Here is a 21,784-nt window from a genome sequence, read left to right as displayed (position 1 = left end):
CAGAAGAGTGATTCCAATCAATTCTATAAAAGGTATTTCTCATCAAAAAACCACCACTCAGATATTCTCTATGTAGTGGTTTTGAGTCTATTCAATTATGATTCAATCTTTTTCTTTATTAGCAAGATACGTTGTCTTATTTCTTGGTGGTACTCTTCTTTTTCTTTGTCTTCTTTGGATTGCATATTTGATTTGCCTATTCGAAATAAGCATCCGCACGCTCAAACAGGAAAGTAGAATCCATCAAGCACATAATAATTTCACCCATTGAATTCGGTCTATAACCCTGTCTTATTGCATCATCATAAAAACTTTGTACTGTATAACTATTTGTATACTTCAAGAACTCTTTGAAGTCTTTGTTTATTTCCATGAGTGTATTTAGATATTTCTTCGAAAGCTCCAAATCACCCAATTTAAAATATAACAGTGAAAGCGGCATTAACATTGACGTTGCATGACCTGGATACTTTTCCAAAATTCGATTTGCATTCATTGCGTCTTCAAAGTACGCATATAAACTTACTAATTGAAAGCGAATACCCATATTATCACTTTCGCATAGCGTTAACATTTCTTCAGCCACGTCAATAGCCTTCTTCATCATGCCCATTTCTATTAAGGCCTGAAGTTTAGAACATAGCGCTCTCATGTATGGTCTCGTTTCAAGAATTCCCCAGAATGCTCCAATACTATCCGGAAGAAGACCTTCTTTTTTCATTAACTCTTCACCATGCTTGCAAACTTTTTCCAGTCGCTCTAGGTGTTCAAAATCACTACATGTAGTTATGTCCGCAATCATTAATTCAGCATCCAAATAATCAGGTTTAAGTTCTAAAGCATTCTCGCAATATTTAATCGCCTTGCGTCTAGATTTTGCCTCACATGCTAAATCATACCAATCATCAGCAGTTTTTGCTGTATTCTCAGTAAGTGGTGCTTGGTTAAATATCTGATAACTATATTCTTGCATAAACTGGTTGAGTAATCCCTGAATCTCTTCTTGACTTTTTCCTTCACATTCATCACGATGTTTTTCAAAAAAACTCAAGTACTGCCATTAATCCTTTTTCTGCTCATAGTGTTCCCCTATCTATATTTGTTTTTGGATATATTTGATAACTTTTTTTAGTTTACTCTTTTCCCATTCACCATCATCAGCAGTTTTGGCAAGTGGATAGATGATTTGGAAGTCAAGTGCTTCTCCTTCCACACGACCACTACGTTTTGGATTCATGAAATTTTCTTTCCATTTTTCTTCACTTACGTTTTGATATTCCTTTGGATTTAAGTAGATTAATTGTCTCTTATACGCAGACACCATCATCTTCGCCGCAAGTGCTTCTAATTTTTTATACTCTTCTTCCTGGACATCCGTAAAAATATCAGGCAATTTTGCAGTACGTACATGTTCTAGATCACGATTGATGCGAATACCACAAGCATCCCAAGTAAACTTCTTTTCAGTGAAGTTAATTTTAACCAAGATACCATGCTCTGTATTGTATTGTGCACGTTGATAATCTGTATCAAAAATAAAATTTCCTAGGGAATAGAAAATAACTTTATCATTTACTGTTTCATAGTTCATTGGAACGTGAGGATGATGTGCTACTACAATATCCGCACCCATCTCTAAAAATTTATGATAACGATCTCTTGTATAGGAAGATGGTAGCGATGTAAACTCCTCACCACCATGGCAAACAATCACGCACCAACGACATATCTTTTTGATTTCATCAATATTTTTCTGGATGCGTTCCATATCATTCCAAAGAAGACATCCAGCACGATTTACATCCGCCGGTTTACAACCTCTACGATAACCAACACTAAACAAACCGATTCCACCTGCTTCATCAAATACTAGCGATCTAGCAGCTTCCTCAATGTTCATCCCTGCCCCAACTGTTTGAACATGATTCTCTTTTGCAAGTTTAATTGTTTGTGCTACACCTTCTTCACCAGCATCAAGAATATGATTATTACACAAATTCCACACATCTGCATGCATGTGATTCAAAACCTTGATAGCATTCGGATTCATTGCGTGAATCAGCTGTTTTACACCAGAAGTATCATCTTGTGGAGGTAAATCAATGAGTGCTCCTTCTACATTTGCCACAACATGGTCACTACTATGCAAAAAGCGTAAAACACCATCTGTAATCAGATGTTTGTCTTCCCATTTTCGATCCATATATTTATCAAAACCGATATCACCGGTAAATACAAATGTACTCTTTTTTTTCATCTTATCACCATATTGCTTGTTACCAAAATCATAGTATAAGTTCTGTTCTCTTTCAATTCGTATTAACAAAGAGTGAACCATTCACCTTAAATTGTAATTGTTGCAAAGATACTATTCTGTCCTTCGATAGTCTCAAAACCAGCCTCTTGATAAATTCTGATTTCTTCCTTTGCGTTTACATCCACCAAAGTCATCATTGTATTTGTGCCATTCAACCCAATAGCGTTTGATAGCAGTGCTTCTTCGTATCCTTGATTTTGATACTGTGGCAATACAACTAAGCTATATGGCTCATTTTGTTTGTATGCGTATGTCACATCTAAATATCCAGCCAACTGTTCTTTATCAATTGCCAGGAATACTCTGAACCGATCCAGTGCAGATAATACCTTTTCTGCTGTCCAATAGGTTTCTTTTACGTGCATATCAACGTAGGAGCGTTTCCACTTATCGCTATATAGTTGAATATCCAGCGAATACTCTTTCTGTGATGCTTGTCTAGCAATCATTCTTTGTTGTTCATTTTCAAAGATTGCATTCTTTGAAGTAAGTATATTCTTTAACAGGATATTTTTCGGATTTATGACGAAGTCACAACGATAACCTTTATAATTCTTTTTCAGATATTTAAACAATTCTCTGTATGCATGTTCTGACTTAGATAAGCCAATCATCATTTCTACATATTTTTCCGTTGGTAAAATCAGTAATACAAATATTCCATTGATTTTACCATCTTCAAAATATACATATACATGTTGGTCTCTTTTTTCAAAAGCACGATACAGATTATTATTATCATACAGATAATGAGGATCTACATAGTTTGCATCACTACATACTTCATTGATGAATGCTTCACATCTATCTAAAGAAGTAATTTCTTCTAACATATTATTTTGGCACCTTTCTTTTAAATATCCCTATTCTCTAATGAATTTGCGGTCGATATTTTCGTTTGTATCATCCAAAACATATCTTTCAACACGCATATGTAAATCATATTTATCACGCAGCTTTGCAATCTCTACCATCATTGACGAAGCATGATGAAAATCAATTGATTTCTGATCTTTCCAAGAATCAATTAACAATACTGTTTCATCATCATTTATAGGATAGAAATATTCATATCTCAAGTTTCCCTCTTCTTCACGAATCTTCTTTTTGAGTCCGCTATATTCCATCTCACTTGCAAATTGTCTAGCATTTCCATTTGTACCTGTATAATAAATATTTCTAACAGTAAACAAAAATGGCCTAGACAAGAAGAGAGGATTATCTAAGAGCCAACTCTGTATCGTTGTGGCAATCGATTGTCACAAAAATACATACGCTGTTATTTGTGGTCATGGAAAGCCATCTGCTTCACGTATCTTTGAAGCACTAAAGAATCATATCGCTTCCGGATCAACACTAGTACATGATGGCGAAAGAGCACATGACAAGCTGATAAAAGAATTAGATTTGAAAGATGAATTCTATAAAGCCAATAAACACGACAAAGAATATCTAGAGAACATGGCATTGATAAACAATATGTGCTCGTGGTTAAAAAGGTATATCTATCGCTTCATTGGGATGAGAATGACTAATCTACAATCCTATTTAAATTGGTTTGTATATCTGTTTAGAGTAAAAGGTGCAGTAGAACTGTGGCCAAAGATGGATAGAATTTTACGACATTTGATATTATTCAACGGAACATATAAGAGAAATACTTGATTTCATCGCATTTCCATAGGCCATTTTTGTTTACTGTTAGATAAATATTTATTAAAACCTTATTTTGCAGAAGTGTGCTAATCCGCATATAATCTATATGTTATCTTTAGATAACATATGAATGATTACTTAAGCGGGTAACAGTGTCATCTAGTTTGGCGACTTCTGCACTGTTATCCACTTAAGTAACAGAGGTCGCCAAATGAAAAATAATAAATATCATTCTCATTCTAGGAGAAAAACACCTTGGGATGAGGAAGAAGAAGTTAGTGATGTAGCTTCTTTTGTTCGTGATGAATATAGAAGTCATTATTTCTATCATCACCGTCCTTTAAGTGAAACAGGAGATAGTAAACTGCTAAACAAGTTCATTCCTCAATCGTGCCCGTATTGCCATGGTAAGAAGTATAAGAGAAATGGTCATACCACATATGGTCTACAGAAATATAAATGCATTGACTGCAAGAGAAATTTTACGATTACAACAGGCACTATATTTCAAGACCATAAGCTTTCAATATCCGAATGGATTGAATACTTATTAAACCTATTTGGATATAGTTCGATCAATCTGAATTCCAGGATAAATAAGAACTCAGAAACCACTTCTAAATATTGGCTTGCAAAAATCTTCATGTTATTGAGTGATTATCAAAAGGATATCATTTTAAGTGACTGTGTCATGATAGATGAAACATATTATAGTGTCATCAAGAGTGATATCATCACAAAAGATAAGAAGAAACTAAGAGGTCTTTCAAAAAATAAATATTGTATTGGGATTGGGTGTGATGACCAATGTCTGTATTGCAAATTAGAAGGAAAGGCCAAGACATCGGATACCAAAACGGTACAGGCATTTAAGGAACATATCAGACCATATTCACATTTGATTCATGACGATGAAAAATCACATCATGTCCTTGTGCAGGCATTACATCTTAAAAGTGAATCATATAAATCGACATATCTATCTGAACTTAACGATAAAGATAATCCCTTAGATAAGATCAATCATTATTGTGATTTATTAAAGAAGTTTCTAAATGCCCATTCAGGATTCAACAGAGAAGAATTACAGGGATATCTGAATCTCTTCTCCTTTATGATGAATCCACCACATAACAAGCTAGAGAAGGTTGAGATTCTATTAAAGTTTGCGCTAAATTACCGCAAAACAATGACTTTTAGAGGCTACTATATGAAGAATCCCTATTAAAATGGGGATTTGGTAGCACACTTCTGCAAAATAAGGTTTATTTATTATTATACTCATAATATAACCTCATTTGACTTTATTATAATCATTATACCTAAATGATTAATATTATAAAAAGCATTTCAACAGCAGTGAAATACTTTTTTAGATATTTATTGAGCATTTATTGATTTAAACGTAAGTGAATTACCATGGTTCGTTTTAATTTATCCGCGACAAACATCATAAGCTTAGATATGAATTTTAGGCCTTTGCATTGCTTCAGTGAATCCGCAAAGAAACCACTTACGCCAATTAGTTTTGTATTAGTTTCTTTTGCGAATTCATACGGATCATCTATCGCAAAATACATCTGTGCATTCACATTACCAGTGCTTTTAACAAATTTATTCGCATACTTTAATCCAGTAGTATTCGTCGCATCAAATACCATCTCACATTTTGGAATTCTACTTTGAATTTGATGGATAAAATGAGTGATTCTATCTTTTGTAAAATATTGAAATACGCCTGCTAAAACAATCAATGTGTGTAGATGTGTATCCATATTCTTTATCCACTCTAGCGAAAACATATCACAACCAATGAGTATCTCATTTTCACCATGACCGAGAAATCTTTCCCTAACTGCGATTACATGTTCTAAATCTACTTCATAAAAGTTCGCAACTTTATTTCCGATGCGGAAGTATGCTGTTTCTAAACCAGCACCTAGAAACACAACATTACATGCATGGTTATCCTCTAGAAATCTAACAATCTTTTTATCAATTGTTTGCTGTCTACAAACACTAGCCATATTGAAATACTCTGGTGTATCCCGCATATTAGACAGTAGGGGCAAATCCTTTTCCAGCGATAGTGCTTTTACATCATAGAAATAATTTGAGAAATTTTTCGATGCATAAATTCTCGCATACAAAGGAATATACAATGTATCTTCGACTCCTTGAAAACAGTCTGTACTATTCATAACTTTTTCCCTTTCCATGGAATACAGCGATTTACGCTCTTGCAGTAGCTGATATATTCTTGTCCATATAGATCTTCTAGCCATTTCTCTTCCGTCAACTTCATAAGCACTGTCATAAAAGCCCAGTAGAAAAATGGTAATATCAATAACACGATATTTCCATACCCAAATAAGATACCTGTACAAACAAGCATAAATGCACTATAGACTGGATTTCTAACATATGCATACGCACCTGTAGTAACTAACTCATTCTTGATGATATGCGCGTCTAATCTATCAAATATAACCGCCTTTAACCATAGTGTGATTCCAGTGACTACGCACAAAACACCAAGTAGAATCAATATCCATCTTAGATTTTTGATTGTGATAATTGGTATGATGTTTGTAGCAGAAAGAATGATACTAATAATCGTCATACCAACAATGATAATGACATACATTGGTCCAACCCCAAGAATTGGAAGATGATTCTTTTTCATATTTTCCACCTTTCAATAATTAAAATTCAAGTTAGTTTTATCTAACTAGAATTTTAGCACTATTGTGATTATCGTACAATTATTATAAAAATGTATCTTCCATTAATTCTGAACTTGTAAATGGAATATATTGATTAGGCTCAATTCCTTTATCATTTACACCACTTCCATTTTTAGCCGCATCTGTCTTAGAGATTGGATATGTAAACTCATAGTTTTCATAGCGTACTTTAACTGGATTTAAATAATCAATATCACCCATTGTAGGTATACCAATTAATTTTGCACGTCCTTGTTCCTTAGCGATACGCACGAACTGTTCTGCTTCATTTTCGCACCAAGTATCAATCAGAATGACTACATCTTCAGGACCAACTTTTGTAATGCATGTTTCCGCATCCGCAAATAACTCTTGTTCACCTTTAATCCATCCTGCTGATTTCATCTGTTCATAGTAGGTGATTGCAGATTGTACATATTCTTTAACCGCTGCATCTTCACTTTCAAGATATGGTTGTAGATTATCAATTGAACGCTGGCAATTCGTTTCAGAGTAATTTGTCCAAATTGTACGATTACCATAGATATTCTTTAAAAATCCATCATTTTTTACAATATATCCAAGCAATGGTAGATAACCTTCTTCACTTCCACCGATATTCTTACGTAAATCAATGATCAATCGTTTACATTGTTCGATGTCTTTTTGATGTGCTTGTAAGAACTTCTCCGTATCTTCACAGAATTCAAACTTTGAGAATTTTAAAATAACTGTATTCTCTCTTTTTTCAAACTGTGGCTCTTTTGGAAGATCAAGTGGATATTTTTGAAATACAATATCTTCTTGCGTTCCATCTGCGTGTTCAACAATCATATGATTTGCGAGTTTCAAATATCCCGTCCACTGTTCACGCTCTGGTATATCGGATGCTAGAAGTGGATTTGGTAGTGTACTTGCAATTCTTTCTGGTGTCTGTCCGTTGATGGTTAGGACTTTGTCCCCAACTTGAAGTCTGGTCTCACTGGTCACTTCATCAACAAATAATCCTTCATCACATCTACGTACATAGAAACCTCTTGAGAATGGTTGATAGTTTTCATCAGGATCCATCGTAAATTTCAAATTACGATCACGTAGATTTGATAAGTATTGTGAGACTGCTTGTAACAGCATGATTGGCGTCATCTTATGATTGTAGTGAGCCTGTGCAAGCATGGCCTTTGGGCTTCGTTTAGAGGTTCCACAATATTCTCTTGAACATCTTTACTTAAGTCTGCTGTCGTAGCTCGTAAGCTCTTTAATACTTCACCAAACTTCTTGGCATAGGATGATAGATTATCCGGTCCGATAACAAATAACGCAACAATTACAATCACTACGATTTCTAGTGTTCCTATTTTCATAAAAAACCTTATTTTGCAGAAGTGTGCTACCAAATCCCCATTTTAATAGGGATTCTTCATATAGTAGCCTCTAAAAGTCATTGTTTTGCGGTAATTTAGCGCAAACTTTAATAGAATCTCAACCTTCTCTAGCTTGTTATGTGGTGGATTCATCATAAAGGAGAAGAGATTCAGATATCCCTGTAATTCTTCTCTGTTGAATCCTGAATGGGCATTTAGAAACTTCTTTAATAAATCACAATAATGATTGATCTTATCTAAGGGATTATCTTTATCGTTAAGTTCAGATAGATATGTCGATTTATATGATTCACTTTTAAGATGTAATGCCTGCACAAGGACATGATGTGATTTTTCATCGTCATGAATCAAATGTGAATATGGTCTGATATGTTCCTTAAATGCCTGTACCGTTTTGGTATCCGATGTCTTGGCCTTTCCTTCTAATTTGCAATACAGACATTGGTCATCACACCCAATCCCAATACAATATTTATTTTTTGAAAGACCTCTTAGTTTCTTCTTATCTTTTGTGATGATATCACTCTTGATGACACTATAATATGTTTCATCTATCATGACACAGTCACTTAAAATGATATCCTTTTGATAATCACTCAATAACATGAAGATTTTTGCAAGCCAATATTTAGAAGTGGTTTCTGAGTTCTTATTTATCCTGGAATTCAGATTGATCGAACTATATCCAAATAGGTTTAATAAGTATTCAATCCATTCGGATATTGAAAGCTTATGGTCTTGAAATATAGTGCCTGTTGTAATCGTAAAATTTCTCTTGCAGTCAATGCATTTATATTTCTGTAGACCATATGTGGTATGACCATTTCTCTTATACTTCTTACCATGGCAATACGGGCACGATTGAGGAATGAACTTGTTTAGCAGTTTACTATCTCCTGTTTCACTTAAAGGACGGTGATGATAGAAATAATGACTTCTATATTCATCACGAACAAAAGAAGCTACATCACTAACTTCTTCTTCCTCATCCCAAGGTGTTTTTCTCCTAGAATGAGAATGATATTTATTATTTTTCATTTGGCGACCTCTGTTACTTAAGTGGATAACAGTGCAGAAGTCGCCAAACTAGATGACACTGTTACCCGCTTAAGTAATCATTCATATGTTATCTAAAGATAACATATAGATTATATGCGGATTAGCACACTTCTGCAAAATAAGGTTTTTCATAAAAATTACCTATTCTTTTTTAAATCATCCAATGAATTCCAAACTTTATTTAATAGAGAATGGAACTGTTTGCTTTCTTTTTCACTCAAACTGGCTAGCAAGATAGATTCTGCTGATACCATTCCTTTTCTAGCATTGGTGATTGCCGCATGTCCTTCTTCTGTAAGAGAAATTACCTTTTCGCGTTTATCTTTTGAATCCACACGTTTTAAAAGACCTTTTTTCTCCATTCGTTTTACAAGTCCACTAGCTGTAGGTTGTGCAACATGTAGTGCATTCTGAATATCTTGTACTGTTTGATACCCATCTTTACTATGGCGGAAAGATTCAATGACCATCATCTGTGACAACGTTAAACCTCCCTTGGCCAATAACATTTCTGTCCGCTTTTCTAATATATCGCTTATCCAGTGAATATATTCACCACAATCTATTTTTCTTGTCATGAGAAAATTATATAGCGTGCTATGTATATCGTCAATAGTTACAAATTACACAAATGAAAAGAAGCCCACTTAATGAGCTTCTACATTCATAAGATTATTTCATGCTTTTATCTTTCAAGAAATACACAGCAACTAGCGATATTATTACTTCAATCGCCACGAGAATGATAAGTGGTACAAGCGTACTCTTCACTAACATGAGTATCGCTAGACTATCAATCAACATATGTGCAAGTACGCATGGTATCGCTCCCTTGGAGAATTCCTTGATTGCGCCAAGCATAAATGTATTTCCAAGTATCATCAGATAAAACAGTAGGTAATTTGTAGACCCTGCTGTAATCCATGGCAACCTATAAATTGGTAGATGCCATACAAACCAAACGACAGATATTACAAACATTTTAAGAATGAAATTCTTACACTGAAGATGTTCTTGTAGATACCATCTCCAACCCACTTCTTCCAGTCCACCTTGAAACAATGTCCATGGAAAGTAAGCTATCACAGCGCCTAATGCCATACCTGTAAATTTTACATTCCCTAATACAACAGAAATACCATAATAAACAACTGGCACAAGTAAAACAAACAACCAAACTATAGAACGATCTTCTCCACAGAATACCTTCTCCAAAAACTGCCATAATCCACGAACTTCTTTTGATTGATACGTGAATATAAATGCCATAATCATCGGAATGAGATTTAATAGTATAAAGAGAATACTAGCTGGCGGATTAGATTTCTCTGGTGCTATCACAAAGATAATTCCACCTAGAATAAATGTGCATACAACAGTGATTATAGAATATAGGAACGCCTTTTTATTATTAGAAATACTCTTATCCATAGGATACCTCTTGTTTGATTTATTTTAAACTTTCACTATATGCATTATAGCACTGAACTACACCGTAACCATATTGATATCTAATATATTTTGCAGATTCAAAAACATCTTAGCCACTGATTGGAAAAAGTATACATGCATGCATATTTTTGCTACCATTCAGTAAATATCAATACTATATCTTTTTATATTTTTTACGAATAAATGTATAAGTTATCATCATAAGTACTAATCCGACTGTAGCATCTACAAGAAAAATATTACCAGCCAGAATCATACTATGACACACACCCACATATGTTCCTATCCAAAGTGGCAATGAAAAGCAGAGCCACATCACTCCATTTGCCCGATTATATGCACGAACATCCGTAATCTCATCCTCAGATACAGTATCACCTGCCCAAAACCACATAGGCTTCTTTCTCCTCCAAGCATAAATTCCAATACCAGTGAACAAAAGACTAGAAGGAACCATTATTATCAAGAATAATAGATTACTCATACCTATCTCATCTCCTTGTCATCATTATATATTAGGTCATCAAAAAATGTTATACACCTCCTGAAAGGTAATGTGCATAACACTTTTTATTATTTAGTTCTATGATTCATCCAAATATTGCTGGAAGTCCAGTAAATCTACACTACTTTCTAAAACCTTAAAGCAATAATCACCTTTGTATAAAGCCAATTCTCCACGATAACAAACACCATCATTACATTCGATATTTCCTTGAGATACACCAGCAGACATCTACCATATCAATTAATAACGTTTCAATATCATATAAGTTGCGCCGATTTGAAAATAACTTAGTTTCGTGGTTTATGATAAATATATTGTCCGTGTACATTTGTCGCTTTACCACTCCCATAAAAAATGGCATGTTTTGGACATCGATGTAAACAGCCTAGACACATTGTACATTCCTCTTTGACCCAAACTGGTTTATTCTCTCTCATTTCAATAGCCGTTGCCGGGCATTTTTTGCACATAATGTACATCCAATACAAGCATCTGAAACAGATAAATTTGCAGTCTTTCTAACTTTATTATCATAGATAGACTTTGAAATCTTGCCAATAAATCCAGGAGCAGTGAAGTCCATATATTTCCCCAGTATTTTTCTCTCTAGTTGTTTCTTTAGAATCTCAATTTCTTTTTCTGCATTAGTAATCATTTTATTTACACGATTAGAATTTGATAAATCAAAAATCACTGTCCATGTATCTGGCATACGAATATCAAATTTTGCATCTAAATTTAATCCAGTTCTCTTTAAAAGTCCAGCCATAATCGAAGAGGCAGCGCCCAGTCGTAGTTCCAAAAGTCCCTACATAAAAAGTATATGGTCTATGTGTATAATGAATTTCTAGTTTTTCTAGAAATTCATATACAATGCTTGGTAGTCCCCAATCATATGTCGGACTAAGAATACCAATTCTATCATCCTGTAAATCATATTTATACAAATTGTTCTTATACGCTTCTTCAATCGAAACTATCTGTTCATTTTCATGTTTTATTTCGTCTACCACATGTTTTGTATTTCCTGTCGCAGAAAAATATATTAACATTATAACCACACCTCCGATCTGCTCCGGCCTGTCCACGCAGAAGACCCGAAAGCCCAGGCTCTCCAGCTGCTTTTTCCTTCTCACCTGCAGAGGCCGCATCACTTTCCCGGGCGCTTTAAGTTCCACAAAAGCGATGCGTCCGGCAGGGAGGAGGACGATGCGGTCAGGCACACCATCCCATCCCGGACTTGTAAACTTCGGTGCAAGACTGTCGGCCTTCCTGACCGCCGCCACAAATTTCTTCTCAATGTCTTTTTCCCGTAAAGAGTCCATCCGCTGCCTCCCTTGCCATCCCGATGATCTTTCTGTCCACATCATTTCTCGGTTCACTCTCCACGTTCCCATAGAACACATCAGTGTACTCATTGGAGAGCTGCGGATGGTCGCGGAACATATTGTCCTCCGCACGGGAGCAGACCTCGCTCACCTTATCCATCGCCCTCATCAGTTTGTCTTGGTCAGCCGCCGACAGCACACAGCTGATATCGGTGATCATTTTTGCCCCCAGGTTCTTGAACAGACGCATCTCGGCACCCGCTTTCATGTATCTTTCCATTGTTCTTTCTTTTTTGCTTACCATGATGATTCCTCCAATCTGTTTGTGACGAGATGACGGACAAGTGCCAAAAATCCCTATACGCGCGAAATACACGTGTTACGGGTACGCTATACTTAATGAATAAAGATTTAATTTAATATAGATTTTTCTGTCTTGTCCGTCATAAACCGTCAAAGCCTTATGTTTCCTCGCGTGACGATCTGCCATTGGTGTGACAACCGGGTATGGCTTGTCACTCCTTCTTTCTGATATAGACCCGCTGCTGACCGTAGGCCGGGATGCGCTTTCTGATGTCCGTTTTCTCCCAGTCCTTCAGCCGTTTCATGATGGCGGCGATGGCATATCTGTCGGATGGTTTGATATCCTCCTTCGGATTGCCGAAACACTCGCACCAGATCTCAAGGTTGGATACCTCCATGCGCTTCCTCACGCCTTCCGGCCTTGTGGGATCGGTGGGATCGCGGAAATAATCCCGGCGGCGGTACATATCCATATCGTCCCAGGCGTCGGGCAGGAGCATATCCAGATACTCACGCACGATACCTTCTCGGTCATCCTGCTCCATCGCTTCGCGCTGCTCTTCCTGGGCAAAGGACTCCAGAGACGGATCGAGGTACAGCTTTTCGCCCGCCTTACATATACCAGTTTAGTAAAATCGTATCTTTGAAAATCGGACTTGACGGACGCACTCGGACACTCACGGACAGAGGTAAATCTTGAAACAGGAGGAAATAGGGCATGACGTTTTCTGAATATGCTTCAGGCCTTTCGCCGTTCATTTCGTTCGGCAAATCTGAACACGAATATTTCACAGAACTTATCGGCAACTTCGTACAAGATGCCGCTATGGACTCCTGTAAACTCATGAAGCGAAAGCCTGACACAAAATACCGCTACATAAAAGGTGACCGCACGATTCAGCCAAGGGACGCGCAGTTCCTCTACGACCATCGTGACAAAAGCAAATTCTCGAATTGGATATGGGAAAGAATGGATGAGTCCGACTCCTATGACAATGTTGTGGCATGGCTGGATAGCATTAGCATCTCAAACGATGATCCTTCTACCGCCTGTGCTGATATACTTGAGAGCATAGTCCTGGATATCATCAACTCCACTCCTATAACCCAAGCTACACAGGAAACTGATCTTGATTTAAAGCTTATTGATGACATCCAGAGAAAAATAAAATCGCTACCTCGCCCGACAAATGTGCCGGTGCCGAAGGTAGCGACCCAGTATGAGCAAAAATATATTGAAGAACTATGTCTGGCATACGGTGATGCCGAGGGAATGGATTCATTCTCGACAGATGAACTCTCATCGTTTCCTGATTACTCTGACGACTTTGAAGACCGCCGCATTGATTTCTATGCTGCGGAAACAATTCGGCGCGGTGTATTGGAGTTAAAGGGAAACAGCCTGACAGGACAATTTGATGTATTAAAAGATGAAACTTATAACGGTATAAAAGACACTGCAAGGCGAACACACCCCAATGGATATGAACGACTGCTTGCCGTTATGGAACAAGCAGTTATCGCTCCAGTCACAAACTACATACTAAGTGCATCACCCTATTGGATAAGCGGAAGAATCAAAAAAGGTGTGTGTCACCACCTCGTTAATGACGGAAAACTGACATGGACAAGGAGAAGAAAGAAGCAATGAATGAATCAGCCATCGGCTCTGCCTTTGAAATATCTCTCCGTATCCTTCTGATGTTGAATGAACTCTCGCCTGCAAAATTAGACGAACAACAAATAGGAGAGATTGATTTTATAGCTGTTTATGCTGCGGATTTTGGATTGCTCGATGAGAACCTTCACGGTTATAGCAACTACAGATATAGCGAATTTCCTGCAAGAAAGCAGATGGTTTCTTCAGCATTGAAAAATCTCGTTTTGGATAAGTATGTTCGGCTATATCCCACTTCGAGTGGATACAGGTATTCACTTTTGGATTCCGGTAAAACGCTATGCTCTAAACTTACAAGTGGCTATGCCAAGGAATACATTCTCGTAGTTCAATCCGTGGTCGATAGTTTTGATAAAACAGATGCGCCTAACATGTTGAAGGAAATCAACAAGCTTACTATTCAATCATTAAAGGAGGTCGGACATGAATAGGTTCTATATTGATAAACTCACCGTGTCCGGCGGTGGACACAAAACAACAGTAATTGACTTTAAACCGGGTTTGAATTTTATTCTTGGACCATCTAATACCGGAAAGAGCCTTGTGATGGACTGTTTGGATTATGCATTTGGCTTTACTCCCAGAAAGAATCATCCTTCAAAAATCGTAGATAACAACTATGGTTATGAACGTATTGCACTCCATTTGGTAACAGCAAACGGAACAGTCATTCTCGAACGTACAATAGGGGATACAAAAATTACTGTCAGCGGTACCGATCCAACAGTTGATCATGGTACTTATAGCGTAGGTCATAAAGCAAAAAAGAATATCAACGCCGTGTATCTTCATCTACTTGGAATTGATGGGGTTCATTCTGTTCGTTCAGCTGAACAGGGATCAAAGACACAGGACTTGACATGGCGAAGTATGCTTCACCTCTTTTTTATCCGGCAAGCAGATGTTGCAAGGGAAAGTTCCGCATTGCTGGCACCCGGGAGTGTTGGACATACGGCATCCGCTGCTGTCTTGTTATATCTTCTAACAGGACAGGATGCAAACAATCTCATCGCAGATGAAGATCCAAAAATAAGCGAAGCAAAGAAGAAAGCCCTCATTGGCTATATTCAGGAAAAGGTCGATGAGTTGACAAGAAAGCGTGAAACGTTGGAGGAAACACTCTCTTCATCCAATATTACAAACCCTCGTTCAAGTGTTGAGCAGATAAAAAAAGAAATCGCAAAATTACAAGTACAAGTGGATACTGCTGCCCGAGAAAGTCAGCAATTAATGACACAGATTTATGAGTGGAACGGTAAACTTTCTGAATCCAGGACAGTCGGACATAATTTTGCCGTTCTTAGGCAGCAATACCAATCTGACATAAGACGTATTGGTTTTATTGTTGACGGCGCATCAACTGTTTCAGCAATTCGCAAAAAAGTCAAATGCCCTATCTGTGGAGAAGAAACCGAACGCGTACAGAACACCTCATTTATTAACGCATCTGCAGCGGAACTTGAAAAAATCAAACGTAATCTGTCAGAACTGAGTGATGCACAGCAAAGCTTAGAACATCAGCAAGAAGCCATTATTACTACAATTCGCACACTGGAAGAAAAGAAAAATGATATTGATGCTATGATTTCCGAGCAACTACAGCCCAGGTTATCTGGATTTGAAGAGGAATGCTCCCGGTTTTTATGCGGTAGACTCCTCGCTGACCCAATTATCCGAGGCAGAGCACAAGGAACAAAGCGATACGATTAAGCAAAATTTCATTGAGTATCTTATTGCCAACGCTCATGAGCGCCAGGTCATTATCGTAGAACAGACAAAACGTATGCCGTTTGTTCCTGACGAGAATGCTGAAGCCGGTATCCATGTGATTAGATTTTCACGAAACAAAACCGAAGGGCGCTATGGTTTTTTGAACGATGTTTATAACCCAGAGGATTTGTAATTTCCTTATTATTATCACGCAAAGCAGGAGGAAGATATGCGTATTAGCTACAATAAATTATGGAAAATGCTGATAGATAAAAACATGAACAAGCGTGATCTCGCCGAAAGAAGCGGTGTCAGTTCGGCCTCCATTGCCAAACTGAGCAAAGGAGCAAATATCACCACAGATGTGCTTCTAAAAATCTGTGTAGCTATGGACTGCACACTGGAGGACATCATGGAAACGGTAAAAGACTAACGAGGAGGTAATATCGTGCTGAATATTGTTACACTCGATATGAACACCTCATCCGTTCAGTGCAATGTATTCGCAATCCATTCATAAATATCCCAGTAATAATACATCATGTCCTGGTATGCAAAGCTACCAAGATATCCATGAAGGCCGCTCAGTTTCATATCGGGTGGGCAGTCTTCTTTGCGACAAATCACGATTATTTCATGGATGTCTGCCCCATTTGGGAAGATTTGTCAAGGACATAAATAAAAATTCTTTGATAAATTTATATCTTTTCTGTTTCTCTCTTAATTAACTTTAGTATTTTATCTTTGTATGTTTCGCCTGTTCCTTGCTTAAAATGCAAGTTTACAGTGTATTTTGTCTTTCCAATATCCATAATTAACCGTTTATTAGGCGGTGCTTTTGTTCCTCTTTTTTCTTCTTCCATAAGTCCTCCTTTCCATCTTTTGGGCAAAGAAAAAACAGTAAACCTTCTTGATTTACTGTTCCTGTTTTAATTTTTATTATATTGTTAGTTTAACAAATTTAGATTTAGCTATTCTTATATTTTAGTAGAATTCCATCACAATATTTTAACGCTTGTAATCATTTACTTTTTAACTTCAAATAACTTAACATCTTTATTTGAATACTCCTCAAGTGTATTTTTTGTTACCGGTATAATACAAAAAAACTGACTTTCACCCAACGAGAAATATGTATATATCCCAACATTTCCTCTATAAAACAACGCATATGGTGCTTCATTTTGGTCGTACCATTTATCTCTAGGATTATTATATCCGATATCCATAGCTTTAGAGTAAATTTCTTTAATTTCGTCATCTTTCATATCTGGCAATACTACTTTAAGTGCGTAAAAAGACATCTTTTCATGTTTTTTATATAATGTATCAGAATAACTGTGCCAGTCAAATGTAATCGTAACCTGCCTTACCTCATTGCCACTACCTTTTGATGATATTCCTAATTCAGGGAGAGAAAAAAGCTTCTCATCCTCCTTGAACCCATATGAATCAGCCTCTTTAGCTGGAGTTGGAATTAAATATTTTTCTCCATAATCTTTCTCATAATACTTGTTATATTGCTCAACATATTTTGCAACCGAGAAATTAAAGGCAGGATTAGTATCATCAATTATTTTTACATTAAGTGGCTCAACTTCAAAATTTTCAGATTTACAAGATGTAATAGATCCCACAATTAACAATATCATAATTATTACTGTTATCTTTCTGATTAAAGGCATAATTATAAACCTCTTTCTTCACAAATAAGCATTAATATCTATTTATCTTCTTGTGATTTATTTGCTTGATTTTATATCTTCTAATTATTGCTATAATTAGAAGATATTCAAGAATGATTTCTATTATTAAAACTTTCAAATATTTAGGTGTGTCTATATTTAATTTCTGAAAGTAAGCATCTATTTCACTATTTTCAAATCCATCATCTTCAAAAAAATGTTCTTTAGCTCCTACAGAATCATATATTTCTAATTCATATCCATCTGGAAAACCCGGCTATATTCAATTTCCTTTATCTCATAATTAATGTTAAATTGCTCTTTTACCTTTGCAACAATATCCTCGCTTTGATTGGTAACTTCTATTGTAGTTGTAGGTATTATCAAATCACCTAAAACTAATAAAGCAGTATAGCCGTCTATTACAACAAAACAAACTAGCATAGTAATAAAAAGAAATTTTTTCATTTATTCTACCTAAATCATTCTCAAGTTCAAATTTTTTATTTCGTTAAAATATTCCAATTTTCTCCATCATCTTCAGAATAAAATTGAATCCCATTGGATTCATATTCTCCTACTGTAACAGTAATATATAATTTATTCCCCTTACTTTCAGGCATAGAAAGATACTTATAATCATCCAATTTTAGTCCAATTTCTTTTCCCTCTTTTGGTATATCGGTCACCTTATCCATAGGTAAATTAACCTCGCTAAAAGTAAGTCCTCCATCTTTTGTGTTATATATTTGAGAGTATTCTCCAGATGCCCCCTGAATTCCAATAAAACCAAAATCATTTGAAAAGAATATTATTCCTTCTGCTACACCTGCGTTATCCATAAAAGGATTCTCATTAATCATTTTCCAATTATTCCCACCATCTATTGTTTTTTCTAATGCATAGAACCTTGAACCAGCCGCAGCATCCACAACTTTAAGCCTATATCCTACTTTTTTATTATCAAGAGTAAAGGTGTATACCGTACCATTATTTTCATCTGTAATCCAGCTTTTTGAACTCTTTGCATCTTTAAGCATTTTGCTGTTATGCCTATTTTCAAGCATTTTCGATGATATATATTGCGGCTCCATAAGATAACTAACAGAAGGTATGTCTTTGTGATTTTTTATATAAAGAGACGCCTTATACCCATTAAATTCTCCTCCGCTTGCTAATTTAGAAGTCGATAATCCTGAATTATATTTTCCATCACCATCTGCATCTCCATCTAGTATAAAGAGTCCATCTTCTGAATTAACCGTTTGCTTTCCTGAATATAAAAAGGCGTATGTTTGATCCTGTTTTACCAAATTCCAACTATGAACTTGTTCTTTATAAGAGGATTGCTTAAGAATTGCAAAAAAAGGATTTAACAACTTATCCGGATTAATACTAAGACCTTCACCTTCATTAAGCCATACATTGATTCTATTCTCTTTTTTATAATCATAAGAAAGCAAAAAGCCTTTCAACTGTCCCTTGTCGTTTTCTCCATATAGCATTGTTTCTACATTTGTAATTGTTCCGTCTTCTGTGAATTCAATACAGAAATCATCGGATACATAAAGTTTTTCTGGCAAAGAAATTTTTTCTCCTACATCGTCTATCACTCCATTAATACCATTTTTATAAATATTATTATGAGTGAAATTTATCTTTTTATGATTTAAAAAATCATCAATTTTCCAAGATAAAGCTCCATTATAAGGGATTGCTGTATGTACTATCATTCCTCCAAACACTAGACTTATCGCAACAAATAAAACAAAACGGAATTTAAAATAACTTGCTCGATACCCTCTATGTTTTAATATTAATCTGACTAACAGTAAGATAATCAGTAAAATCACAAAAGGCAACATCATTCTAAGCCAATAATGTGTTCCTCCTAACTTACAAAGTTTCCATAAAATATACATACAAATTGAATATAAAACTAAGATTATATGATCAACTAACGGTTTTAGTTTCTTCTTCACATCAGGCCCCCATTCATATGCATTATATCATTTTTTCTATATCAGCTTCCTACGGTGCTTGAAAGTCCCCTAATAAAGTTAAAACATCTTACCTTTCCGAATTCCTATAACTATCTTTTGTTCTCTCTTTTTTCTTTTCGTATTTTTCCTGTTGCTCTTGGTACTTTTTAATCTGTGCAATTACACTTGGTTTCTCTCCACGCTTGATTGCCTTGTCTATTTCAATGGATAAATCTATTCCATAATCATCATTGACTATCTTTACTGCATATTTGATATGGTTAATATTTTCATATTCTTCTTTGATAGTTTGAGCTTGTTTATTGAGCTTCGTAATTTCATCTTCAAGACTTTTCATTTCTTTTTGCCAATCTTTACTCTTAATCGCAGATGAACCTGTTATTTTTTCAAGGATTGCCCTTGCTCTTTTGTATTTGTCTATTTCATCTTTATGGTACTTGTAAAAGCTATCTTTGAATAAGGCTTTATTGCTCCATTCCTCATAGATTGCTTTGTTGTCTTTGATAATATCTGCATAAGTGAAACACTTATTTAAGTTTTCTATTCTTTTGCTTTTAACCTTAACTTCTTGATTGATGTTCTTATTTTCTGCTTGAAGAGTTCCTATTTTTTCTTGCGGGTCTGCTATGGTTTGTAGCTTATTATCTCTAAGGTAATAGAATGCTTTTGAAAATCTTCTAAGGTCAGCAGCCATCTTTTTATTGCTTGCATAAGGTTTTAATGCTCTTGCTTTTTCTCCCTGCAAGTCGTGATAAATAGAGATGTATTCATAGAGATTAAAAAGTTCTGCTTTGTTATCCAGTTCGTCTTTTTTCTCTTGCTTATATTCATAATACTTTGTTTGAAATTTTCCTACTAAGGAGCTGGAAGAGTATTTGCATACCCATCTACATCAATCGGCCTTCCCTGACCATTAAAATACATACCAGCGTATGGTGACTTTCTCATAGTTGGATGTGTGGCAAACGTAATTTTAGCCGTACAAGTATTTGGATTCTGCTCTGTACCAGCTCGACCTAAAGATTTTAATAAATCTCGTACAACAGGAGCTTTGTTTTTCTGTTGAAGAAGAAAGTCATTCATAAAATATGTAAAAAACGGATTGCCGTTATCTCGAATCCCGATAAAGAACACTCTTTCTCGTTTTTGAGAAACACCATATTCTGTTGCTTTTAGAATAAACGGCGCACAATTATATCCCAACTAATCAACTCTTTTGAAGTATCTCTTGCGTATCGGTTCCCATTTTTCCAGCACTCCCAGGGCCTTAACGTTCTCCATTACAAATGCTTTTGGACGAACTCTCTCAACAACATCAAGGAATGTAAAAATCAGCTTAATCCGGATTCATCTTTCCAGCAACAGAAAACCCTTGACATGGAGGACCTCCGAACACAAGATCAACACCTTGATATTGATCCAGAGTATCCATTACATTATTAATATCACCGTTGACCATGACACCTTCTGCATGATTAGCGTTGTAGGTTGCAGCCGCTTCAGCCATCAGTTCGTTGGCAAATACAACCTTTACACCTGCAGTCTCAAATCCTATATCCATTCCACCGGCTCCGGTAAACAGTGAAACCGCAGTCAAATTATTTGTCATTGTTAGCAGCTCCTTCATTTCCATTATGGATACGAAATACCAAAGTATTATCTTTCGAATCTAAATAAATATCAAATTTTGTCTTACCTTTTTTGACACCCATATTCGAGAGAATTGCTTTCGGCAGCCTGACCCTCATATCCTGTTGCAAAACGTATGTATCAAGGTAAATGTATGAATCTACCATATTTTTCTTCCCTCCACTTCTTTCGGACTAATTATAAACTATTTTTAGTCTGAAATCAACCCACTAACAGTTCCCTTGTTATACAAATTACTAACTGGATAAACAGTAGTTTCATAGTCTCAATATTTCCAATGCCACCTCTGAAAACATTTCTGTAGTCTCAATACGGCAAAAATCA

The 21,784-nt window shown here is 35.9% G+C and carries 29 protein-coding genes and 1 pseudogene; 6 read left to right on the top strand and 24 right to left on the bottom strand.

Features of this window, described 5'->3' with window-relative positions; all coding sequences use genetic code 11:
• Positions 1-196 precede the first annotated feature (196 nt).
• The 4 genes from RGT18_RS03570 to RGT18_RS03555 are packed head-to-tail and all read right to left on the bottom strand — an operon-like array spanning position 197 to position 3,510.
• On the bottom strand, positions 197-1,051 hold the full coding sequence (locus tag RGT18_RS03570) for a tetratricopeptide repeat protein (RefSeq protein ID WP_051240954.1): 855 nt from the start codon (positions 1,049-1,051) through the stop codon (positions 197-199).
• A gap of 42 nt (positions 1,052-1,093) precedes the next feature.
• Positions 1,094-2,326 carry a CapA family protein gene (locus RGT18_RS03565; protein ID WP_245580917.1) on the bottom strand — a complete coding sequence of 411 codons (1,233 nt, stop codon included), beginning with the start codon at positions 2,324-2,326 and terminating at the stop codon, positions 1,094-1,096.
• 17 nt (positions 2,327-2,343) lie between these two features.
• Positions 2,344-3,150, bottom strand: a complete 807-nt coding sequence (locus tag RGT18_RS03560) for a GNAT family N-acetyltransferase (RefSeq protein WP_028077993.1) — start codon at positions 3,148-3,150, stop codon at positions 2,344-2,346.
• A gap of 30 nt (positions 3,151-3,180) precedes the next feature.
• A complete protein-coding gene (locus RGT18_RS03555) occupies positions 3,181-3,510 on the bottom strand; it encodes an antibiotic biosynthesis monooxygenase (RefSeq protein ID WP_028077994.1) in 330 nt (109 codons plus the stop codon).
• Here RGT18_RS03555 and RGT18_RS03550 point away from each other — a divergent pair.
• Together RGT18_RS03550 and RGT18_RS03545 are read left to right on the top strand one after the other, a co-directional pair.
• Positions 3,491-3,982 (top strand): transposase, encoded by a 492-nt coding sequence (locus RGT18_RS03550; RefSeq protein ID WP_338176475.1) that lies wholly within the window; start codon positions 3,491-3,493, stop codon positions 3,980-3,982. The genes RGT18_RS03555 and RGT18_RS03550 overlap by 20 nt on opposite strands.
• 202 nt (positions 3,983-4,184) lie before the next feature.
• A complete protein-coding gene (locus RGT18_RS03545; protein ID WP_028078936.1) occupies positions 4,185-5,201 on the top strand; it encodes an IS1/IS1595 family N-terminal zinc-binding domain-containing protein in 1,017 nt (338 codons plus the stop codon).
• Positions 5,202-5,364: 163 nt separating this feature from the next.
• Here the strand turns inward: RGT18_RS03545 and RGT18_RS03540 are convergent, their stop codons facing one another.
• From RGT18_RS03540 to RGT18_RS03485, 12 genes are all read right to left on the bottom strand, one after another.
• Positions 5,365-6,174 (bottom strand): class I SAM-dependent methyltransferase, encoded by an 810-nt coding sequence (locus RGT18_RS03540; protein ID WP_028078890.1) that lies wholly within the window; start codon positions 6,172-6,174, stop codon positions 5,365-5,367.
• The gene (locus tag RGT18_RS03535) at positions 6,171-6,659 is read right to left on the bottom strand and encodes a methyltransferase family protein (protein WP_028078889.1); all 489 of its coding nucleotides are present in this window, start codon (positions 6,657-6,659) and stop codon (positions 6,171-6,173) included. Before RGT18_RS03535 ends, RGT18_RS03540 begins: the two co-directional genes overlap by 4 nt.
• A gap of 82 nt (positions 6,660-6,741) precedes the next feature.
• Positions 6,742-7,875: a S41 family peptidase gene (locus RGT18_RS03530; protein WP_081659590.1), complete on the bottom strand. Its 1,134-nt coding sequence runs from the start codon at positions 7,873-7,875 to the stop codon at positions 6,742-6,744.
• Positions 7,842-8,063: a Sec-independent protein translocase subunit TatA/TatB gene (locus RGT18_RS03525; protein WP_028078887.1), complete on the bottom strand. Its 222-nt coding sequence runs from the start codon at positions 8,061-8,063 to the stop codon at positions 7,842-7,844. The genes RGT18_RS03530 and RGT18_RS03525 overlap by 34 nt, the downstream gene beginning before the upstream one ends.
• Positions 8,064-8,105: 42 nt before the next feature.
• Positions 8,106-9,122 (bottom strand): IS1/IS1595 family N-terminal zinc-binding domain-containing protein, encoded by a 1,017-nt coding sequence (locus RGT18_RS03520; protein WP_028078936.1) that lies wholly within the window; start codon positions 9,120-9,122, stop codon positions 8,106-8,108.
• 158 nt (positions 9,123-9,280) lie between these two features.
• Positions 9,281-9,625, bottom strand: a complete 345-nt coding sequence (locus RGT18_RS03515; RefSeq protein WP_051241017.1) for a MarR family transcriptional regulator — start codon at positions 9,623-9,625, stop codon at positions 9,281-9,283.
• Between the two features lie 190 nt (positions 9,626-9,815).
• Positions 9,816-10,574: a CPBP family glutamic-type intramembrane protease gene (locus RGT18_RS03510; RefSeq protein WP_028078385.1), complete on the bottom strand. Its 759-nt coding sequence runs from the start codon at positions 10,572-10,574 to the stop codon at positions 9,816-9,818.
• 175 nt (positions 10,575-10,749) lie between these two features.
• On the bottom strand, positions 10,750-11,079 hold the full coding sequence (locus RGT18_RS03505) for a hypothetical protein (RefSeq protein ID WP_028078386.1): 330 nt from the start codon (positions 11,077-11,079) through the stop codon (positions 10,750-10,752).
• 457 nt (positions 11,080-11,536) lie between these two features.
• Entirely contained in the window at positions 11,537-11,815 is a 279-nt protein-coding gene (locus tag RGT18_RS03500; RefSeq protein WP_338175213.1) for a hypothetical protein, read from the bottom strand.
• 7 nt (positions 11,816-11,822) lie between these two features.
• The gene (locus tag RGT18_RS03495; RefSeq protein WP_211220308.1) at positions 11,823-12,428 is read right to left on the bottom strand and encodes an EFR1 family ferrodoxin; all 606 of its coding nucleotides are present in this window, start codon (positions 12,426-12,428) and stop codon (positions 11,823-11,825) included.
• Positions 12,400-12,735, bottom strand: coding sequence for a hypothetical protein (locus RGT18_RS03490; RefSeq protein WP_028078387.1), 336 nt, complete (start codon positions 12,733-12,735; stop codon positions 12,400-12,402). Before RGT18_RS03490 ends, RGT18_RS03495 begins: the two co-directional genes overlap by 29 nt.
• A gap of 211 nt (positions 12,736-12,946) precedes the next feature.
• A complete protein-coding gene (locus RGT18_RS03485) occupies positions 12,947-13,279 on the bottom strand; it encodes a hypothetical protein (RefSeq protein WP_028078388.1) in 333 nt (110 codons plus the stop codon).
• A 173-nt stretch (positions 13,280-13,452) separates the two neighbouring features.
• Here RGT18_RS03485 and RGT18_RS03480 point away from each other — a divergent pair, with 173 nt between their 5' ends.
• From RGT18_RS03480 to RGT18_RS03465, 4 genes are all read left to right on the top strand, one after another.
• Complete coding sequence (locus RGT18_RS03480; protein WP_028078389.1) at positions 13,453-14,385, top strand: ABC-three component system protein; 933 nt, start codon at positions 13,453-13,455, stop codon at positions 14,383-14,385.
• Positions 14,358-14,843: an ABC-three component system middle component 2 gene (locus RGT18_RS03475; RefSeq protein ID WP_211220309.1), complete on the top strand. Its 486-nt coding sequence runs from the start codon at positions 14,358-14,360 to the stop codon at positions 14,841-14,843. Before RGT18_RS03480 ends, RGT18_RS03475 begins: the two co-directional genes overlap by 28 nt.
• Positions 14,836-16,122 carry an AAA family ATPase gene (locus tag RGT18_RS03470; RefSeq protein ID WP_211220310.1) on the top strand — a complete coding sequence of 429 codons (1,287 nt, stop codon included), beginning with the start codon at positions 14,836-14,838 and terminating at the stop codon, positions 16,120-16,122. Before RGT18_RS03475 ends, RGT18_RS03470 begins: the two co-directional genes overlap by 8 nt.
• A 229-nt stretch (positions 16,123-16,351) precedes the next feature.
• Entirely contained in the window at positions 16,352-16,555 is a 204-nt protein-coding gene (locus tag RGT18_RS03465) for a helix-turn-helix domain-containing protein (protein WP_028078391.1), read from the top strand.
• A gap of 265 nt (positions 16,556-16,820) precedes the next feature.
• Here RGT18_RS03465 and RGT18_RS03460 read toward each other — a convergent pair whose 3' ends face one another.
• From RGT18_RS03460 to RGT18_RS03425, 8 genes and pseudogenes are all read right to left on the bottom strand, one after another.
• Positions 16,821-16,985 carry a transposon-encoded TnpW family protein gene (locus tag RGT18_RS03460; protein ID WP_028078392.1) on the bottom strand — a complete coding sequence of 55 codons (165 nt, stop codon included), beginning with the start codon at positions 16,983-16,985 and terminating at the stop codon, positions 16,821-16,823.
• A 162-nt stretch (positions 16,986-17,147) separates the two neighbouring features.
• Positions 17,148-17,807, bottom strand: a complete 660-nt coding sequence (locus RGT18_RS03455; RefSeq protein WP_028078393.1) for a hypothetical protein — start codon at positions 17,805-17,807, stop codon at positions 17,148-17,150.
• 249 nt (positions 17,808-18,056) lie between these two features.
• Entirely contained in the window at positions 18,057-18,275 is a 219-nt protein-coding gene (locus RGT18_RS03450) for a hypothetical protein (RefSeq protein WP_028078394.1), read from the bottom strand.
• Positions 18,276-18,310: 35 nt separating this feature from the next.
• On the bottom strand, positions 18,311-19,789 hold the full coding sequence (locus tag RGT18_RS03445) for a WD40/YVTN/BNR-like repeat-containing protein (protein ID WP_211220311.1): 1,479 nt from the start codon (positions 19,787-19,789) through the stop codon (positions 18,311-18,313).
• A gap of 88 nt (positions 19,790-19,877) precedes the next feature.
• Positions 19,878-20,555 carry a hypothetical protein gene (locus tag RGT18_RS03440; RefSeq protein ID WP_211220312.1) on the bottom strand — a complete coding sequence of 226 codons (678 nt, stop codon included), beginning with the start codon at positions 20,553-20,555 and terminating at the stop codon, positions 19,878-19,880.
• Between the two features lie 110 nt (positions 20,556-20,665).
• Positions 20,666-21,091 (bottom strand): annotated as a pseudogene (locus RGT18_RS03435) (DNA cytosine methyltransferase).
• A gap of 55 nt (positions 21,092-21,146) precedes the next feature.
• Complete coding sequence (locus RGT18_RS03430; RefSeq protein WP_211220314.1) at positions 21,147-21,419, bottom strand: DNA cytosine methyltransferase; 273 nt, start codon at positions 21,417-21,419, stop codon at positions 21,147-21,149.
• A complete protein-coding gene (locus RGT18_RS03425; RefSeq protein ID WP_028078396.1) occupies positions 21,409-21,606 on the bottom strand; it encodes a hypothetical protein in 198 nt (65 codons plus the stop codon). The genes RGT18_RS03430 and RGT18_RS03425 overlap by 11 nt, the downstream gene beginning before the upstream one ends.
• Positions 21,607-21,784: the final 178 nt, after the last annotated feature.

This window comes from Solobacterium moorei, from assembly GCF_036323475.1.
GTDB classification, from domain to species: domain Bacteria; phylum Bacillota_I; class Bacilli_A; order Erysipelotrichales; family Erysipelotrichaceae; genus Bulleidia; species Bulleidia moorei.
This window is presented reverse-complemented; position numbering and strand designations above follow the sequence as displayed.

Coding starts and splice junctions, on each gene's coding strand:
- RGT18_RS03560 (WP_028077993.1), bottom strand. CDS start 3,150: ATGTTAGAAGAAATTACTTCTTTAGATAGATGTGAAGCATTCATCAAT.
- RGT18_RS03545 (WP_028078936.1), top strand. CDS start 4,185: ATGAAAAATAATAAATATCATTCTCATTCTAGGAGAAAAACACCTTGG.
- RGT18_RS03540 (WP_028078890.1), bottom strand. CDS start 6,174: ATGAATAGTACAGACTGTTTTCAAGGAGTCGAAGATACATTGTATATT.
- RGT18_RS03535 (WP_028078889.1), bottom strand. CDS start 6,659: ATGAAAAAGAATCATCTTCCAATTCTTGGGGTTGGACCAATGTATGTC.
- RGT18_RS03530 (WP_081659590.1), bottom strand. CDS start 7,875: ATGCTTGCACAGGCTCACTACAATCATAAGATGACGCCAATCATGCTG.
- RGT18_RS03525 (WP_028078887.1), bottom strand. CDS start 8,063: ATGAAAATAGGAACACTAGAAATCGTAGTGATTGTAATTGTTGCGTTA.
- RGT18_RS03520 (WP_028078936.1), bottom strand. CDS start 9,122: ATGAAAAATAATAAATATCATTCTCATTCTAGGAGAAAAACACCTTGG.
- RGT18_RS03510 (WP_028078385.1), bottom strand. CDS start 10,574: ATGGATAAGAGTATTTCTAATAATAAAAAGGCGTTCCTATATTCTATA.
- RGT18_RS03505 (WP_028078386.1), bottom strand. CDS start 11,079: ATGAGTAATCTATTATTCTTGATAATAATGGTTCCTTCTAGTCTTTTG.
- RGT18_RS03500 (WP_338175213.1), bottom strand. CDS start 11,815: ATGCCAGATACATGGACAGTGATTTTTGATTTATCAAATTCTAATCGT.
- RGT18_RS03495 (WP_211220308.1), bottom strand. CDS start 12,428: ATGGACTCTTTACGGGAAAAAGACATTGAGAAGAAATTTGTGGCGGCG.
- RGT18_RS03490 (WP_028078387.1), bottom strand. CDS start 12,735: ATGGTAAGCAAAAAAGAAAGAACAATGGAAAGATACATGAAAGCGGGT.
- RGT18_RS03485 (WP_028078388.1), bottom strand. CDS start 13,279: ATGGAGCAGGATGACCGAGAAGGTATCGTGCGTGAGTATCTGGATATG.
- RGT18_RS03480 (WP_028078389.1), top strand. CDS start 13,453: ATGACGTTTTCTGAATATGCTTCAGGCCTTTCGCCGTTCATTTCGTTC.
- RGT18_RS03475 (WP_211220309.1), top strand. CDS start 14,358: ATGGACAAGGAGAAGAAAGAAGCAATGAATGAATCAGCCATCGGCTCT.
- RGT18_RS03470 (WP_211220310.1), top strand. CDS start 14,836: ATGAATAGGTTCTATATTGATAAACTCACCGTGTCCGGCGGTGGACAC.
- RGT18_RS03465 (WP_028078391.1), top strand. CDS start 16,352: ATGCGTATTAGCTACAATAAATTATGGAAAATGCTGATAGATAAAAAC.
- RGT18_RS03460 (WP_028078392.1), bottom strand. CDS start 16,985: ATGGAAGAAGAAAAAAGAGGAACAAAAGCACCGCCTAATAAACGGTTA.
- RGT18_RS03455 (WP_028078393.1), bottom strand. CDS start 17,807: ATGCCTTTAATCAGAAAGATAACAGTAATAATTATGATATTGTTAATT.
- RGT18_RS03450 (WP_028078394.1), bottom strand. CDS start 18,275: ATGAAAAAATTTCTTTTTATTACTATGCTAGTTTGTTTTGTTGTAATA.
- RGT18_RS03430 (WP_211220314.1), bottom strand. CDS start 21,419: ATGACAAATAATTTGACTGCGGTTTCACTGTTTACCGGAGCCGGTGGA.
- RGT18_RS03425 (WP_028078396.1), bottom strand. CDS start 21,606: ATGGTAGATTCATACATTTACCTTGATACATACGTTTTGCAACAGGAT.